Here is a 15,957-nt window from a genome sequence, read left to right on the forward strand (position 1 = left end):
GCCCCCAGCCTGCCATCACCGCGCGCACCGCGCCGGGGTGCACCCGGTCCCGAGCCGTCCGCGATGATGACCGGATGATCGGATTCATGCCCGTCGGCGACTCCCAGACGATCGGCAGCGCCGGCGACCACACCTGGCGCTACCGGCTGTGGCAGCACCTGCGCGACACGTACGGGGGCCCGTTCCGCATCGTCGGCCCCCGCGAGACGCTGTACGACAAGGCGGCGGACGCCCCGACCTCGTACGACTACGCCGACCCGGACTTTCCCCGCGCCCACCTGGCCGGCTGGGGAGAGGGCTGGCAGCACATGGTGCCGCTGATCGCCGACGCGGTACGCGGCTGCCGCGCCGACGTCCTCCTGATCTCCCTCGGCCTGATCGACCTGGGCTTCTACACCAACGCCGAGCAGACCGCGGAGAACGTCCGCGCTTTCGTGATCAGCGCGCGCGAGGCCAACCCGCGCATCCGGATGGTCGTGCTCCCGGTGATACCCAACGTGCGCGCGGAGTCGGAGCCGTCGTTCGGCGCCGAGGTGGCCTTCTTCAACGAACTCCTCGCCAAGGCGGTCGCCGACCTGGACGAACCCCGCTCCCCGCTGCTCCTCGCCTCACCGCCCCCGGCGTACGACATCCACCACGACACCTACGACGGCACCCACCCGAACGCGACCGGCGAGCACCGCATCGCGGCGGCGTTCGCGGAGGCGATGCACCAGGGGTGGGGGCTGGGGCGGTCGTACGAACTGCTGTAGCAGTCCGTACGTGACCTGGTGACCGTGCGTATCGTTGTACCGCGCGGCCGTGTTCGATCGAGACGCGGCCGGGGAGGAGCGCCACGATGACCGTCCTCGAAGACAGGATCGCGATGGCCGAGAGCGACGACACGAGCGCGCTGGACGCGCTCTTCGAGCAACTGTCCGTCCCCGAGGGTTTCAAGGTCGAGATCGTCGAGGGGGCCGTCTTCATGGTGCCGCAGCGGAGCACTCACTGGTTGATCCTCCGCAGGATCCTGCACGCCCTGGACGCGCGGTTCGGCTTGGACGCCCTGGTCTTCTCGGATGTACGCATCGACTTCCCCGGGCACCAGAACGGCCTCTGCCCCGACGTGGCCAAGCTGCGCGACGGTGCGGAGCAGGACGCGACCGGGCACTGGCTGCACCAGGACGTCGAATTCATCGCCGAGGTGATCTCCAAGGGAACCGCCGCTAACGACTACGGTCCGAAGAGGACCGCCTACGCCACAGCCGAGGTTGCCGTCTACCTCATCGTGGATCCGTACGTCGGCAAGTGCGTCGTCCACACCCGGCCCGAGAACGGCGACTACGTCACGCAGACGCCCATCGCCTTCGGCGAGGAGGTGGATCTGACCACGACTTCCCTGGGTCTCACCCTCAAGACCGACGAGTTCCCCCGCGACTGACCGCGTCCCCCTTGCCTGGAGCGCACTCCAACCCGTTGGGTGGTGACCATGAAGTACACGCAGCTCGGACGCACGGGACTCAAGGTCGGCCGACTGGTGCTGGGCACCATGAACTTCGGACCGCAGACCGACGAGCCCGACAGCCACGCCATCATGGACGCCGCGCTGGACGCGGGCATCAACTTCTTCGACACGGCCAACGTCTACGGCTGGGGCGAGAACAAGGGCCGTACGGAAGAGATCATCGGCAACTGGTTCGCCAAGGGCGGTGACCGCCGCGACAAGGTCGTCCTCGCGACCAAGGTGTACGGCAACATGGGCGCCGACGGCGAGGCCTACCCCAACCACGACAAGCTCTCCGCCGTCAACATCCGGCGGGCCGTCGACGCCAGCCTCAAGCGGCTCCGGACCGACCACATCGACGTCTACCAGTTCCACCACGTCGACCGCTCGACCCCCTTCGAGGAGATCTGGCAGGCCGTCGACGTCCTGGTCCAGCAGGGCAAGATCCTCTACGTCGGCTCCAGCAACTTCCCCGGCTACAAGATCGCCCAGGCCAACGAGCTCGCCGCGCGGCGCCACGGCACCATCGGCCTCGTCAGCGAGCAGTGCCTCTACAACCTCGCCGAGCGCCGCGCCGAGATGGAGGTCATCCCGGCCGCGCAGGAGTACGGCCTCGGAGTCATCCCCTGGTCGCCGCTGCACGGCGGACTGCTGGGCGGGGTGCTGAAGAAGCAGGCCGAGGGCGGCCGCCGGGCCTCCGGCCGCGCCGCCGACACGCTCGCCGACCCCGCGGGCCGCGCCCAGATCCAGGCCTACGAGGACCTGCTGGACAAGCACGGTCTGGAGCCCGGCGAGGCGGCCCTCGCCTGGCTGCTCACCCGGCCGGGCGTGACGGGTCCCATCGTGGGTCCGCGCACCGCCGGGCAGCTGGAGTCGGCGCTCCGTGCCGTGGAGCTGGAGCTGAGCGAGGAGGTGCTGACCGGCCTGGACGAGATCTTCCCGGGGCCGGGGCCGTCCCCCGAGGCGTTCGCCTGGTAGACGCCTGGTGGACCAGGCAGGCCCAGGCGCGTGCGCGCGCCGTCCGCGCTCGGCTACCTGCCGAGCGCGGACGCCACGGCGACGACGGCGAACAACAGCACGAGCGCACCGGCCATGATCCGGTTCCGGGTCTTCGGGTCCACGAGGTCGAGGTTAACCGGCCGCCCCATCGCCCCCGCCGCCCGCCCCCAGGTCCCAGCGCGCCACGGCCTCGTAACGGGGCCGCTCGCCGGGCACCCCGGAGCGCGGCAGGTTGCTGCGGACCAGCGCCAGCCCGCCCACCGTCCAGGTCCGGCCGGCGAAGGCGTCCAGCAGCTCGACGTACGGCCGCACGTCGAGCTCCTCCCGGCTGCGGGCCAGCGTCAGGTGCGGCCGGTACGCGCGGTGCTCCTCCACCGGCAGCCCCGCCTTCCGCCCCGCCGCCTCCGCGCGGCCGGCCAGCAGCCGCAGGGTGCGGTGGTCTCCCCCGGCCCCCGTCCACAGCGCGCGCCCCCGGCCGAACTGCCCGCCGCCCCGGAGCGCCAGCGGGAAGGGCCCGGTGCGCCGCGCGGCCCGGCCCAGGCGCTCCGCCAGGTCCGGTACGGCCCCGTCGCCGACCTCGCCGTAGAAGGCCAGCGTGAAGTGCCAGTTCGACCGCTCCGTCCAGCGCAGCCGGTCGGCGCCCGGCAGCCGCCGCAACGCGGCGACGGCACCGGCGAGCTCCTCGGTCACGTCGGCGGGCGGCAGGACGGCGGCGAACAGTCTCATGCGGCCATCCTGCCGGGCGAGGCGGTCACCCGGCAGGCGAGCGAGGTGGTCACCTGGCAGCCGTCACCAGCCGCTGCCCCGAGGCCTCCGGCCGGGCCAGCGGCACGAACCGCAGCCGCGGGTGCCCGTGGTGCCAGCCGACCGACAGCCGCAGGCCGCCGACGCGCGTCAGCACCAGGCCCACCACGGCGGCCGCGACGAGCGAGACCAGACCGCCCGCGGCGAGACCGACCTGGGGACCGTACGTGTCCGTGACCCAGCCGACGATCGGCGCGCCCACCGGCGTACCGCCCAGGAAGACCATCATGTAGAGGGCCATGACCCGGCCGCGCATCGCGGGGTCCGTGGTCATCTGGATGCTGGTGTTGGCGGTGACGTTGACGGTCATGCCGAACATCCCTATCGGCACCATGAGCAGCGCGAACAGCCACAGCGACGGCGTCACGGCCGCCACCACCTCCACGGCGCCGAACGCCAGCGCCGACGCGATCAGCACCCGCATCCGGGACGTGCCGCGCCGCGCCGCCAGCAGCGCGCCGGCCACGGAGCCGACCGCCATCAGCGTGTTGAAGAGGCTGTACGAGCCGGCTCCCGCCGCGAAGACGTCGTCCGCGAAGGCGGAGAGGAACACCGGGAAGTTGAAGCCGAAGGTGCCGATGAACCCGACCAGGACGATCGTCCAGATCAGTTCGGGACGCCCGGCGACGTACCGGAGCCCCTCGCGGAGCTGCCCCTTGCCGCGCGGAGCCCGCTCGACCACGTGCAGCTCACGCGCGCGCATCAGCAGCAGACCGGTGATCGGGGCGATGAAGGACAGGCCGTTGAGCAGGAACGCCCAGCCCGTGCCCACGCCGGTGATCAGCACGCCCGCGACGGCGGGGCCGATCAGCCGGGCCGACTGGAAGTTCGCCGAGTTCAGGCTGACGGCGTTCTGCAGCTGCTCGGGGCCGACCATCTCGGAGACGAACGACTGGCGGGCCGGGTTGTCGAGGACGGTGGCCATGCCGACGGCGAAGGCGGCGACGTACACGTGCCAGACCTCGACGTGCCCGGAGAGCGTGAGGACGGCGAGGGCGAGACCGGTCACGGCCATCGCCGCCTGGGTGCCGAGCAGGGTGGGCCGCTTGGGCAGCCGGTCGACGAGGACACCGCCGTACAGGCCGAAGAGCAGCATCGGCAGGAACTGCAGCGCCGTGGTGACACCGACGGCGGTGGAGGAGCCGGTGAGGCTGAGCACCAGCCAGTCCTGGGCGATGCGCTGCATCCAGGTACCGGTGTTCGAGACGACCTGCCCCATGAAGAACAGCCGGTAGTTGCGGATCCGCAGCGAACGGAACATCGAAGAGCGGGAGGAGCCGGCGGAGGCGGCGGCTGCCTGGGCCTTCGGATCGTGGGTGGGCGGGGAGTCGTGGGTGGTCGGTGCGGGGGCGGAGTCTGCTCCGGGTCCCGAACTCAAAAGGTTCGCCTCCTTGGCGTCACGGACGTCGTCGGCCGTCGCGGCGGCCCCGTCGGTCACGGACATCGTCGTCCTCGGTAGGGCCCTCCGGCGGGTCGGCCGGGGGGCTCATGGGTGCACGCCCTGCGCGGGCGCGGCATGTACGTGCGCGGGCGCCGGGCGCGTGCGGTTCGGTCGGCCGGCACCCTCACCCGCGCTCAGAGGTGCGCGAGCTTCTCCAGGACGGGCGCGGCCTCGCGCAGCTTGGCCCACTCGTCCTCGTCGAGGTCCTCGACCAGGGTGGCCAGCCACGCGTTGCGCTTGCGGCGGCTCTCCTCGAGCATCGCCTCGGCGCGTTCGGTCTGCGCGACGACCTTCTGGCGCCGGTCCTCGGGGTGCGGCTCCAGACTGACCAGGCCCTTGTGCTCCAGCAGCGCCACGATGCGGGTCATCGAGGGTGGCTGGACGTGCTCCTTGCGGGCGAGCTCGCCCGGGGTGGCGGTGCCGCAGCGGGCGAGCGTGCCGAGCACCGACATCTCGGTGGGGCTCAGGGACTCGTCGACCCGCTGGTGCTTGAGCCGGCGGGACAGTCGCATGACGGCGGAACGGAGTGCGTTCACAGCGGCGTCGTCGTCGCCATGGGTCAGTTCGGACATGTTCCTTAGCTTAACTCATTACTCTAACTAAGTACCACTCGCGCGGCACCGACAGGACCGTGAGTCCCGCCACTCGCGCCTCACGGCTTCACCCGGCTCCACCCGGCTTCACCTCGCACGGCACAGGTAACCCCACGTAATCACTCGTACGAGTGAGCCGTCGCCGGAACCTGACCCGCCGCGCCCGCACCCGTCCGACCCTCGTCTCCATGGGGACCAGCGTGCTCAGCCTGCGGATGGATCGCGACCTGCTCGACCGCGTCCGGCGGCGGGCCGCCAGAAGCGGAATGAGCGTCCAGGACTATGTGGTCCGGACGCTCATTCGGGACGACTTCGACGACCGGTTCCAGGCCGCCGTCGACGAGACGGAGAGGTTCTACGAGGTCACGTGCGACCGGGGACAGGAGTCACCGGACCCCGTGTGACGCGGGTGACGGGATGCGCGGGCATCACGTGAGCCCCAGCGCCGGCATCAGGTAGTAGAAGGCGAACACCGCCGAGACGACGTACATCGCCACGGGCACCTCCCGACCCCGGCCGGCCACGAGGCGCAGCACCACGAAGGTGATGAAGCCCATGCCGATGCCGTTGGTGATCGAGTACGTGAACGGCATCATCAGCATGGTCACGAACGCGGGGATCGCGATCGTGTGGTCGCCCCAGTCGATGTCCCGCACCGAGTTGGCGAGGATCAGGAAGCCGACCGCGAGCAGCGCCGGGGTGGCCGCCTGGGACGGCACCATCGTGGCGACGGGGGTCAGGAACAGTGCGACGGCGAAGAGCCCGCCGGTGACGATGTTCGCGAAGCCCGTACGGGCACCCTCGCCGACACCGGCCGTGGACTCCACGAAGCAGGTGGTGGCCGAGGAGGAGGTGGCCCCGCCCGCGGCGACCGCGATGCCGTCGACGAAGAGGACCTTGTTCATGCCGGGCATGTTGCCCTGGGCGTCGGCCAGCTTGGCCTCGTCGCTGACGCCCATGATCGTGCCCATCGCGTCGAAGAAGCACGACAGCAGCACGGTGAAGACGAAGAGGACGCCGGTCAGCACGCCGACCTTCGCGAAGCCACCGAAGAGACTCACCTGGCCGAGGAGCCCGAAGTCGGGCGTCGACACCGGGTTGCCCGGCCACTCGGGGGTGGTCAGACCCCAGGACGGCACGTCGGCGACCGCGTTGATCAGTACCGCGACGAAGGTCATGACGACGATCGAGATCAGGATCGCGCCCGGCACCTTCCGCACGATCAGCCCGAGCGTGAGCAGCGCGCCGAGGACGAAGATCAGCACGGGCCAGCCGTTGAGGTGACCGTCACCGCCGAGCTGGAGCGGGACGGTGGTCTGGGCGGCGTCCGGGATGCGCGAGACGAATCCGGAGTCGACGAGGCCGATCATCAGGATGAACAGACCGATGCCGATGGAGATGCCCTTGCGCAGCCCCAGCGGCACCGCGCTCATCACCCGTTCCCGCAGCCCGGTGGCCACGAGCAGGCACACCACGAACCCGGCGAGCACCACCATGCCCATGGCGTCCGGCCAGGACATCCGGGGAGCGAGCTGGAGGGCGACGACGGTGTTCACGCCGAGCCCCGCCGCCAGCGCGATGGGCACGTTGCCGATCACGCCCATGAGCAGCGTCGTGAACGCGGCGGACAGGGCGGTCGCGGTGACCAGCTGGCCGTTGTCGAGCTGGTGGCCGTACATGTCCTTCGCGCTGCCCAGGATGATCGGGTTCAGCACGATGATGTAGGCCATCGCGAAGAAGGTGGCGAAGCCGCCCCGGACCTCACGGGCGAGCGTGCTGCCCCGCTCCGAGATCCTGAAGTAGCGGTCGAGGGCGCCCTGGGCGGGCCGGGGATCCGGCGGCTGGAGCGGAGACGCCTGGCTGGGGGCCGAGGTGGGCATGCGGGTCCTCACACCACCAGCCGGTCGTCCGCGGGGCGCCGGCCTGGTGTTTTCCTACGAAAAGAAGCGGTCAGTAACAAACCGTTTCAGTATGAACATATGAGGCGGGGAAACGCTATCTACGCGAGTAGACACGCGTGGCGTCCCCTGCTGGACGACTGTCGGGTGGAAGGGCCCCGTCGCGTTCCCCTCCGCCACCGAGGCGGTCGACAGCAGCCCCGCTCCCCCCCCCCCTCGTAAGCTGTCCCCATGGCGAAGTGGACACCCAGGCACGAGGCGCCGGAGCCCCTTGAGGGCCCCGTGGTCGCGACCATCACCGGCGGCACGATCCTGTGGTTCGCCCTCTTCCTGGTCCAGCTCCCCTTCTACGGCTGGTTCGACGACCGCGGCCACACCTGGTGGGTCTGGACCTGCCTGGCCGGCGGCGGCCTGGGGCTGATCGGCATCTACTACGTGCGCCGGCGGGACGCGGCGATCAAGCGGGATGCCGCGCGCAGGCGGGATGCCGCGCTCGGGGCCGGCGAGGGGGCACAGGCGCCCTAGGGCCGGCACCCCTCCTGCTCATGGGCCTCGGTGATGCAGGTGTGCAGCCGGTCGCGTACGTCCCGCAGGTCCGCCATCTGCCGGTCGAGGCGGTCGCGCGCGGCCGCGAGCAGGTCCAGCAGCTCCGCCGACACCTCACCGGAATCGGCGAACGGCAGGATCTCGCGGATGGCCCTGCTGGACAGGCCCACGGAGTAGAACTGCTGAATCAGCCTGACCCGTTCGACGGCACCGGCCGGGTACTGGCGCTGGCCCCCCGCGTTCCGGGCGGAGTGCAGCAGGTCCTGCTGCTCGTAGTAGCGCAGCGCCCTGACACTGACGCCCGCCTTCGCGGCGACCTCTCCGATCCGCACCCCGGCCTCCCGACTCGCTGCCACGTCCGGCTTGCACCTGACGTCGACGTCAGGTTTTAGCGTAGCGAACGACGGCCCCGGGCCGACGATCTCGTTCGCAGGAGACGCAGGAGACGCAGGAGAGGGATGCTCGATGGCAACACTCGGCTTCATCGGCAGCGGCAACATCGGCGCGAAGATCGCCCGGCTCGCACTCGCGGCGGGTATCGATGTCGTGCTGTCCAACTCGCGCGGGCCCGGGAGCCTGGCCCGGACGGTCGCCGGACTCGGCGAGCGCGCCCGGGCCGCGACGCCCGCGGAAGCGGCCGAAGCGGGTGACTGGGTGGTGGTCAGCGTCCCGCTCACGGCCCTCCGGCGGCTTCCGGCCGACGCGCTGGCCGGCAGGACCGTGCTGGACACCACCAACTATTACCCGTCATGGCGCGACGGCTACATCGAGGCGCTCGACTCGGGGAAGCTCACCACGGCCGAGTGGGTTCAGGAGCACCTGCCCGGGGCGAACACCGTCAAAGCGTTCGCCAACCTCAGCGACCAGCACATCCTCCCGCTGGCCCGGCCCGAGGGTTCCGACGAGCGCACCGCCCTCCCCATCGCCGGCAACAGCCTCCAAGCCAAGGCATCCGCTGCCGGACTGATCAGCCGCCTCGGCTACGACACGGTCGACGTCGGCCCCCTGACGGAGAGCTGGCGGTTCGAGCCGGAGACACTCGCGTCGGCGGTTCCGTACTTCGCCGACCCCGACGCCTACAGGTCCGGCGTGGCCAAGGTCGCCGAGGCACTCCGGGCCGGCCGCTCCCCGATGGCCGTCCACTTTGAGGACTCCGGTGAGCCGCTGCCCGCACACCGCCTCCGCACCCTGCTCGACGAGACTCCCCGCGTGCTCACCGCTGACCGCGCGATGCCCTGAGACGCCGTCCGCCGGGCAGTCCGCTCACGCGGTGGCGAGGTCGCACCACACGTATTTCCCGCAACTCCCGTTCCTGGCCAGCGGCTGCCATCCCCACAGGTCGGCGCAGGCGCGGACGAGGTCGAGGCCGCGACCCTCCTCCCGCTCGTCGGTGACCCGGCCCACGGGGCAGGGAGGGTCCGGTGGTTCGGGACTGGCGTCCCACGCCCCGATCCGCAGCACCCCGTCCTTCCAGCGCACCCGCAGGGCGGCGGGCCCCTTCGTATGCCGTACGGCGTTGGAGACCAGTTCGGCCGCGAGCAGTTCGGCGGTGTCGGCGAGGTGGGGCAGGCCGTGCAGGGTCAGGATCAGGCGGAGGGTACGGCGGCTGACGGTGACGGCGCGCGGATCGTGGGGGATGTGGAGCCAGTACTCCCAGGGCTCGCGGTCGTTCTCGGGCATGCGGAACTCCGTTCCGGGCGGTGGGGTGGAGTGGAGTGCGCGGAGGTTCTCGGGCGGTGGCATTGCCGCAACCGTCGTGGCAGGACGGAGTGGTGCGCTTCCGGGGTCCCGGTGTTCCGCAGCGTGTGCGTCGCATCACTGACCGTAGGGGTTAATCTTTCGGTCTAGCAACCCGGTCGAGTAACCTGACGCCCGAAAGAGCGGCAATGACGGAGCTGTTGGACCGAGGGGCGGCCGATGACGACGAGGCGTGAGCCCACCGCACGCCAGATGCGCCTGGCCGTCGAACTCCGCAGACTGCGCGACGCGGCAGGGCTCAGCGCCCGCCAGGCCGCAGCGTTGCTGGGCGTAAGTCCCGTTCAGATCAGCCACATCGAGTCCGGCCTGTCGGGAGTGAGCGAGGAGCGGCTGCGCCGCCTCGCGTCCCATTACGCGTGTACGGACGGCGCGTTCATCGACGCCCTGGCGGTGCTGGCCGCCGATCGGACACGCGGCTGGTGGGAGGAGTACAAGGGCCTGCTGCCCACAGCGTTCCTGGACCTGTCCGAGTTGGACCACCACGCCTCGTTCCGGCGCGATGTGGCAATCCTGTACGTACCGGGTCTGTTGCAGACCGAGGATTACTCCCGAGCCGTTTTTTCTTCCAGAGTCCCAGAACTCACGCCGCATGAATTGGAGTTGCGTGTACGTCACCGCCTCGCGCGGAGAGTGATCATCGAGGGCTCCGCTCCCATCCCGTACGAAGCGGTGATTCACGAGGCAGCGTTGCGGATCAAAGTCGGCGACCGTGGCGCCGCGCGGGCGCAACTCGGCCGACTCCTGCACCTTTCGGAAGCCGATCACATCACCGTGCGTGTCATCCCCCTTGAACTGGACGACTTCGCCAGAGCCGGCAGCACGATGACTTACGTCGGCGGTTCCGTACCAAGGCTGGACACGGTCGTACGCGACGTACCCCACGGTTCGGCCTTCATCGACTCCGAGGCTCAGCTCAACGCCTTTCGCACGCGCTTCCGTAAGGTGGAGAACGTGTCGCTCGCGCCCGCACCCTCGCGCGACTTCATCCACAGGCTGGCGAGAGAGCTGTGAGGCACCCGATGGTCACCCTCGGAAACTGGCAGAAGTCGTCGTTCTCCGGCCCCGACGACGGCAATGACTGCGTCGAAGTCGTCGCCACGTCGACCACCCTCCGCCTTCGCGAAAGCGATACACCCGCCGTCTCCCTCACGACAGGTCCCGTTCCCGTCGCAGCTCTCCTTCACGGGATAAAGATGGGCAAACTTGACAACGAGCGTCCTCCTGCGTAACGGCCGGGCACTCAGCACGACGGCCGGCCAGGTCTTCCCCGGAGTCCGATCACCCGCGAGCCAGAATCGGCCGCATCCCTGCTGCGCCCCTCGCTACCGCAAACAAGGGCATACAGGAATGAACTGGCGCCGGATATTCCACTCCATCGCCATTTGCCATAGCACCGCGATCACACCGCAGCCCTGAGGTGTGAACTTGCCTCAAAGGTGAACCGCCCGCCGCGCCTCCCGCGCACCGCACCGTCACGGCGTGCACACTTTCAGCGTCCGCCGACCGGTGACCAGGCCATCCATGCCCCCATGGCCGCGGCAGTCGCCCCTTCCCCGGAGACCCTCCTGCGATGAACGATCCGGACAGAGCCCGGCCCGAAACCCCGCCCGGACACCGCGGCGTCCAGTACGCCGGCCGCGCGCTGTGCTGGAGTCTGGCCGGCGGCATGACCACCGCCGCCGTCGACATCGTCCTCGCGCCCGGCTTCCACGCGTGGCCCGTCCTGTGGCCCCTCCCCTGGTACCTCACCTGCGTCTCCGCGGTCGCCTGGGCCGTCCTGCGGGCCCGCGAGAAGGCCGCCGCCCTCCGCCTGGCGGCCGACGAGGACCTGGTGCAGGGCCAGGACTGGGAACGGGCCGCCTGAGCGAGCGCTCGGGGGGCGCGGAAGGGGTGAGGGGCACAGCCGGGCGGCGGGCGTCGTTTCCGGGCTCTTCGCAGTTGAGGATGTAGGCCGAGAATGTAGAGCTGTTGGACGGTTGGATGTGAGTCGTCAGGGGGTGCGAGCGTCGTAGTTCTCGCGGTTTGCGAGGACCTCGGCCATGTGTGTCTGCGCCCAGTCTCTGAGCCCGCGGGTCATGTGGTGGAGCGAGAGGCCGAGGTCGGTCAGCTCGTAGGAGACGGTGACAGGGACGGTTGGCGTCACGGTACGGGTGAGCAGACCATCGTGCTCCAGCGACCGTAGCGTCTGGGTCAGCATCTTCTGGCTGACCCCGGCCAGAAGACGAGAGATCTCGGAGTAACGCATCGCCTTCGGAGCGTCTGCGTGTGCTGCACCGGGCTGGCCAGGGCTGTTGTCGCCGCCCAGCGCACACAGGATCAGGACGACCCACTTGTCCGAGATTCGGTCGAGCAGTTGCCGGCTGGGGCACCCTGCCAGGAACGCGTTGTACTCCACCTTGGCCTGGGCCCTCTTCTGGGCCGCCTTCATCGTCGTCACTGATCGCACCTCTCACCAATGGGTGGGTTACGCACTCCCAAGTGCCTACTTCCCGACAGGAAGTTTCTCTCCAATGCTGATGCAGGGAGGCAGCAGGCGCCACCCCCCAAGTGCACGACGAAAGGCAACAAGATGAGCACACCCTCCTTCTCTCTTCCCGGCGGCACCTGGACTCTGGGTGACCTGAGCGTCACCCGGTTCGGCTACGGCGCCATGCAACTGGCCGGCCCGTGGGTCATGGGGCCGCCCGTCGATCGCGAGGGTGCCCTGGCCGTGCTGCGTGAAGCGGTCGCCCTCGGTATCACACACATCGACACCAGCGACGCCTACGGGCCGCGCGTCACCAACGAGTTGATCCGCGAGGCACTGCACCCCTATCCCGAGTTGCTGCACATCGTGACCAAGGTGGGCGCGACCCGCGACGAACAGGGCGGTTGGCCTACAGCCCGCCGACCCGAAGATCTGCGCCGCCAGGTCCACGACAACCTCAAGTCCCTCCGCCTCGACGTACTCGACCTGGTCAACCTCCGACTCGGCAACGCCGAAGGTCCCCAGCCCGGCTCGGTCGCCGAGGCGTTCGAGACGCTCGTCGAACTCCAGCAGCAGGGCCTGATCCGCCACCTCGGGATCAGCAACGCCACCGAGGAGCAGGTCACCGAGGCGCAGAGCATCGCGCCGATCGTGTGCGTGCAGAACATGTACAACCTCGCCCACCGCCACGACGACAAGCTCATCGACCGGCTCGCCACCGACGGCGTGGCGTACGTGCCCTTCTTCCCCCTCGGGGGCTTCACCCCGCTTCAGTCCTCGGCGCTCTCGGCGGTCGCCGCTCGGCTGGAGGCGACACAGATGTCCGTCGCACTGGCCTGGCTGCTGCAGCGATCACCGAACATCCTGCTCATCCCCGGCACGTCATCGACGGCGCACCTGCGCCAGAACATCGCCGGCGCGGGGCTCTCCCTCTCTCATGAGGACTTGACCGAGCTGGACGACATCAGCCGCTGAATGCCCCAGAGCTGACCGCCTCACAAGCCACGACCGGCCCCGGTCACCTTCGCGGCCACGTGGGAGGTCTACCAGCGGATGATCGCCGCCTACCGCGAACCCGATCGGAGGAAGGGCCGTGAGCTGATGGTGAAGTTGATCCAGTCGGTCAGCCAGGGCGTCCCGAGCGCGTTGAGCGAGATCATTACGCTCGGCCGGACACTGAAGAAGCGAGCCACCGACGTCCTGGCCTACTTCGAACGCCCGGGCACGTCCAACGGACCGACCGAGGCCATCAACGGACGGCTCGAACACCTCCGCGGCTCCGCTTCCGGATTCCGCGACCTCACCAACTACATCGCCAGATCCCTGCTGGCATCCGGCGGCTTCAGGCCACGACTACACCCTGGATTGTGAAGAGCCCGTTTCCGTCGTGCGCGCGCACTCCCGTCGTCCTCACGCGGCCGGGCACACCACCCCGGCACCACTCCCGTACGACCGCAGCACCACCCCCGTCCTCCCCAGGTCGGGTCATCGGCCACTCGCCGGGTGCGGGCCCGCATTCGCACGTACCGTCGAATGCATGACTCATACCGACGCGGGCGCTGATCCCGGGCCCGAGTCCGGGCTGGCGACCGAGGCCGGACGCGCGACCGGCCTGACCGCCACCGAGGTCGCCGAGCGGGCCGCCCGCGGCGAGGTGAACGACGTCCCCGTGCGCAGCAGCCGCTCGCTCTCCGACATCGTGCGCGCGAACGTCTTCACCCGGTTCAACGCGATCATCGGCGTGCTCTGGGTGATCATGCTGGCGGTCGCGCCGATCCAGGACAGCCTGTTCGGTTTCGTGATCCTCGCCAACACCGGCATCGGGATCATCCAGGAGTGGCGGGCCAAGAAGACGCTCGACTCGCTCGCGGTGATCGGGGAGGCCCGGCCGACCGTGCGCAGGGACGGGGTCGCGGCGCCGGTGAGCACCTCGGAGATCGTGCTCGGTGATCTGATCGAGACGGGGCCCGGGGACAAGATCGTCGTGGACGGCGAGGTCGCCGAGGCCGACGGGCTGGAGATCGACGAGTCGCTGCTCACCGGGGAGGCCGACCCCGTCGTCAAGCGGCCGGGCGACCCGGTCATGTCCGGCAGTTTCGTGGTGGCGGGCGGGGGCGCGTTCACCGCGACGAAAGTGGGGCGCGAGGCGTACGCGGCGCAGCTCGCCGAGGAGGCGTCCCGCTTCACGCTGGTCCACTCCGAGTTGCGCTCCGGGATCAGCACGATCCTGAAGTACGTGACCTGGATGATGGTGCCGACCGCGATCGGTCTGATCATCAGCCAGATGGTGGTGAAGGACAACGCCCTCGGGGACTCCGTCGCCCGGACGGTCGGCGGCATCGTGCCGATGGTCCCGGAGGGGCTCGTCCTGCTGACCTCCGTCGCCTTCGCGATCGGGGTGATCCGGCTGGGGCGCAAGCAGTGCCTCGTCCAGGAGCTGCCCGCCATCGAGGGGCTGGCCCGCGTCGACGTCGTCTGCCTCGACAAGACGGGCACCCTCACCGAGGGCGGCATGGTCGTCACCGAGCTGCGACTGCTCGGCGAGGCCGGAGCCCGGACCCGAGCCGACGAGTCGTACGTGCGTACGGTGCTGGGTGCGCTGGGCGAGGCCGACCCGCGCCCCAACGCCTCCCTCAAGGCGATCATCGACGCCTTCCCGGACAGCGACGACTGGCGCTGCACCGAGTCGCTGCCGTTCTCCTCGGCCCGCAAGTACAGCGGCGCCACGCTGAGCGAGGGGGACGGCGAGTCCGGTACGTGGCTGCTGGGCGCCCCTGACGTCCTGCTGGACGACAGGCACCCCGCCCTCGCCGAAACCGAACGGCTGAACGAGCAGGGGCTGCGTGTCCTGCTGCTCGCCCGCACCGGCGGGGACCGGGCCCTGGACGACCCCGACGTCACCCGCGACACCCGGCCCACCGCCCTGGTCGTCCTGGAGCAGCGGCTGCGCCCGGACGCCGCCGACACCCTGCGCTACTTCGCCGAGCAGAACGTCCAGGCCAAGGTGATGTCCGGGGACAACGCCGTCTCGGTGGGCGCGGTCGCGGCGAAGCTGGGCCTGGAGGGTGAGGCGGTGGACGCCCGCCGGCTGCCCGACGACCGTGAGCGGATGGCGAAGGCCATCGAGGCGGGCACGGTGTTCGGGCGGGTCACCCCGCAGCAGAAGCGGGACATGGTGGGCGCGCTCCAGTCGCACGGCCGTACGGTCGCGATGACGGGCGACGGCGTGAACGACGTCCTGGCCCTCAAGGACGCGGACATCGGCGTGAGCATGGGCTCGGGCTCGGAGGCCACCCGGGCGGTCGCCCAGATCGTGCTGCTGAACAACAGCTTCGCGACCCTGCCGTCGGTGGTGGCGGAGGGCCGGCGGGTCATCGGCAACATCACCCGGGTCGCGACGCTCTTCCTGGTGAAGACGGTGTACTCGGTGCTGCTGGCGGTCCTGGTGGTGCTCTCGCAGGTCGAGTACCCGTTCCTGCCGCGCCACCTGACCCTGCTCTCCACCCTGACGATCGGCGTCCCCGCCTTCTTCCTCGCCCTCGCGCCCAACAAGGAACGCGCGCAGCCGCACTTCGTCCGGCGGGTCATGCGGTACTCGATCCCGGGCGGCGTGGTGGCGGGACTGGCGACCTTCGCGACGTACCTGATCGCCCGCGCGCACTACACGGGTCCGGGCGCCCTGGACGCGGAGACGAGCGCCGCGACGCTGACGCTCTTCCTGATCTCCATGTGGGTCCTGGCGATCATCGCCCGGCCGTACACCTGGTGGCGGCTGTGCCTGGTGGCGGCGATGGGGCTGGCCTTCCTGCTGGTACTGGCCGTGCCCTGGCTGCAGGACTTCTTCGCGCTGAGGCTGGTGGGGACGACGATGCCGTGGACGGCGGTGGGCATCGCGGCGGTGGCGGCGGCCGCCCTGGAACTCCTGTGGAGGTGGGTCGACCGCCGCTTCCCCGCGTGAGCGGCCGAGC

18 protein-coding genes and 1 pseudogene are annotated in these 15,957 nt (G+C 70.0%); 12 read left to right on the forward strand and 7 right to left on the reverse strand.

Going from position 1 to position 15,957, the window contains the following annotated elements; all coding sequences use genetic code 11:
* Window positions 1–74: 74 nt before the first annotated feature.
* From UW392_RS39565 to UW392_RS39575, 3 genes are all read left to right on the forward strand, one after another.
* Window positions 75–752, forward strand: a complete 678-nt coding sequence (locus UW392_RS39565) for an SGNH/GDSL hydrolase family protein (RefSeq protein ID WP_320780089.1) — start codon at window positions 75–77, stop codon at window positions 750–752.
* A gap of 86 nt (window positions 753–838) precedes the next feature.
* Window positions 839–1,420, forward strand: coding sequence for a Uma2 family endonuclease (locus UW392_RS39570; protein WP_320780090.1), 582 nt, complete (start codon window positions 839–841; stop codon window positions 1,418–1,420).
* Window positions 1,421–1,468: 48 nt separating this feature from the next.
* Window positions 1,469–2,461 (forward strand): aldo/keto reductase, encoded by a 993-nt coding sequence (locus UW392_RS39575; protein WP_320780091.1) that lies wholly within the window; start codon window positions 1,469–1,471, stop codon window positions 2,459–2,461.
* 153 nt (window positions 2,462–2,614) lie between these two features.
* On the opposite strand, the gene thpR is transcribed toward UW392_RS39575, so the two are convergent.
* The 3 genes from thpR to UW392_RS39590 all read right to left on the reverse strand — a co-directional run bounded on the left by thpR (window position 2,615) and on the right by UW392_RS39590 (window position 5,299).
* Window positions 2,615–3,208 (reverse strand): RNA 2',3'-cyclic phosphodiesterase, encoded by a 594-nt coding sequence (gene thpR / locus UW392_RS39580; protein WP_320780092.1) that lies wholly within the window; start codon window positions 3,206–3,208, stop codon window positions 2,615–2,617.
* 49 nt (window positions 3,209–3,257) lie between these two features.
* Window positions 3,258–4,664, reverse strand: a complete 1,407-nt coding sequence (locus tag UW392_RS39585) for an MFS transporter (RefSeq protein WP_320780119.1) — start codon at window positions 4,662–4,664, stop codon at window positions 3,258–3,260.
* A 197-nt stretch (window positions 4,665–4,861) separates the two neighbouring features.
* Entirely contained in the window at window positions 4,862–5,299 is a 438-nt protein-coding gene (locus UW392_RS39590) for a MarR family transcriptional regulator (protein WP_320780093.1), read from the reverse strand.
* Between the two features lie 209 nt (window positions 5,300–5,508).
* Here UW392_RS39590 and UW392_RS39595 point away from each other — a divergent pair, with 209 nt between their 5' ends.
* Window positions 5,509–5,724, forward strand: coding sequence for a ribbon-helix-helix protein, CopG family (locus UW392_RS39595; protein WP_320780094.1), 216 nt, complete (start codon window positions 5,509–5,511; stop codon window positions 5,722–5,724).
* 24 nt (window positions 5,725–5,748) lie between these two features.
* Here UW392_RS39595 and UW392_RS39600 read toward each other — a convergent pair whose 3' ends face one another.
* Window positions 5,749–7,200 carry an NCS2 family permease gene (locus UW392_RS39600; protein WP_320780095.1) on the reverse strand — a complete coding sequence of 484 codons (1,452 nt, stop codon included), beginning with the start codon at window positions 7,198–7,200 and terminating at the stop codon, window positions 5,749–5,751.
* Between the two features lie 249 nt (window positions 7,201–7,449).
* Between UW392_RS39600 and UW392_RS39605 the strand changes: the two genes are divergently transcribed.
* Entirely contained in the window at window positions 7,450–7,743 is a 294-nt protein-coding gene (locus UW392_RS39605) for a DUF2530 domain-containing protein (RefSeq protein WP_320780096.1), read from the forward strand.
* On the opposite strand, the gene UW392_RS39610 is transcribed toward UW392_RS39605, so the two are convergent.
* Window positions 7,740–8,120: a MerR family transcriptional regulator gene (locus UW392_RS39610; RefSeq protein ID WP_320780097.1), complete on the reverse strand. Its 381-nt coding sequence runs from the start codon at window positions 8,118–8,120 to the stop codon at window positions 7,740–7,742. The two genes, UW392_RS39605 and UW392_RS39610, sit on opposite strands and share 4 nt — an antisense overlap.
* A 7-nt stretch (window positions 8,121–8,127) precedes the next feature.
* Between UW392_RS39610 and UW392_RS39615 the strand changes: the two genes are divergently transcribed.
* Entirely contained in the window at window positions 8,128–9,003 is an 876-nt protein-coding gene (locus UW392_RS39615; RefSeq protein ID WP_320780098.1) for an NADPH-dependent F420 reductase, read from the forward strand.
* Between the two features lie 24 nt (window positions 9,004–9,027).
* Here UW392_RS39615 and UW392_RS39620 read toward each other — a convergent pair whose 3' ends face one another.
* On the reverse strand, window positions 9,028–9,444 hold the full coding sequence (locus tag UW392_RS39620) for an ATP-binding protein (RefSeq protein ID WP_320780099.1): 417 nt from the start codon (window positions 9,442–9,444) through the stop codon (window positions 9,028–9,030).
* A 237-nt stretch (window positions 9,445–9,681) separates the two neighbouring features.
* Here UW392_RS39620 and UW392_RS39625 point away from each other — a divergent pair, with 237 nt between their 5' ends.
* The 3 genes from UW392_RS39625 (at window position 9,682) to UW392_RS39635 (ending at window position 11,386) form a co-directional block, all read left to right on the forward strand.
* Window positions 9,682–10,533 (forward strand): helix-turn-helix domain-containing protein, encoded by an 852-nt coding sequence (locus tag UW392_RS39625; protein WP_320780100.1) that lies wholly within the window; start codon window positions 9,682–9,684, stop codon window positions 10,531–10,533.
* Window positions 10,534–10,541: 8 nt separating this feature from the next.
* The gene (locus UW392_RS39630; protein WP_320780101.1) at window positions 10,542–10,751 is read left to right on the forward strand and encodes a DUF397 domain-containing protein; all 210 of its coding nucleotides are present in this window, start codon (window positions 10,542–10,544) and stop codon (window positions 10,749–10,751) included.
* 341 nt (window positions 10,752–11,092) lie between these two features.
* On the forward strand, window positions 11,093–11,386 hold the full coding sequence (locus UW392_RS39635; protein WP_320780102.1) for a hypothetical protein: 294 nt from the start codon (window positions 11,093–11,095) through the stop codon (window positions 11,384–11,386).
* A gap of 126 nt (window positions 11,387–11,512) precedes the next feature.
* Here UW392_RS39635 and UW392_RS39640 read toward each other — a convergent pair whose 3' ends face one another.
* A complete protein-coding gene (locus UW392_RS39640) occupies window positions 11,513–11,950 on the reverse strand; it encodes a winged helix-turn-helix transcriptional regulator (RefSeq protein ID WP_414497047.1) in 438 nt (145 codons plus the stop codon).
* 141 nt (window positions 11,951–12,091) lie between these two features.
* Here UW392_RS39640 and UW392_RS39645 point away from each other — a divergent pair, with 141 nt between their 5' ends.
* The 3 genes and pseudogenes from UW392_RS39645 to UW392_RS39655 all read left to right on the forward strand — a co-directional run bounded on the left by UW392_RS39645 (window position 12,092) and on the right by UW392_RS39655 (window position 15,947).
* On the forward strand, window positions 12,092–12,964 hold the full coding sequence (locus tag UW392_RS39645; RefSeq protein WP_320780104.1) for an aldo/keto reductase family oxidoreductase: 873 nt from the start codon (window positions 12,092–12,094) through the stop codon (window positions 12,962–12,964).
* A gap of 42 nt (window positions 12,965–13,006) precedes the next feature.
* A pseudogene (locus tag UW392_RS39650) lies at window positions 13,007–13,360 on the forward strand (transposase); the annotation flags it as partial.
* Between the two features lie 166 nt (window positions 13,361–13,526).
* Window positions 13,527–15,947, forward strand: coding sequence for an HAD-IC family P-type ATPase (locus tag UW392_RS39655; protein ID WP_320780105.1), 2,421 nt, complete (start codon window positions 13,527–13,529; stop codon window positions 15,945–15,947).
* Window positions 15,948–15,957 lie beyond the last annotated feature (10 nt).

The organism is Streptomyces sp. CRN 30 (genome assembly GCF_034105845.1).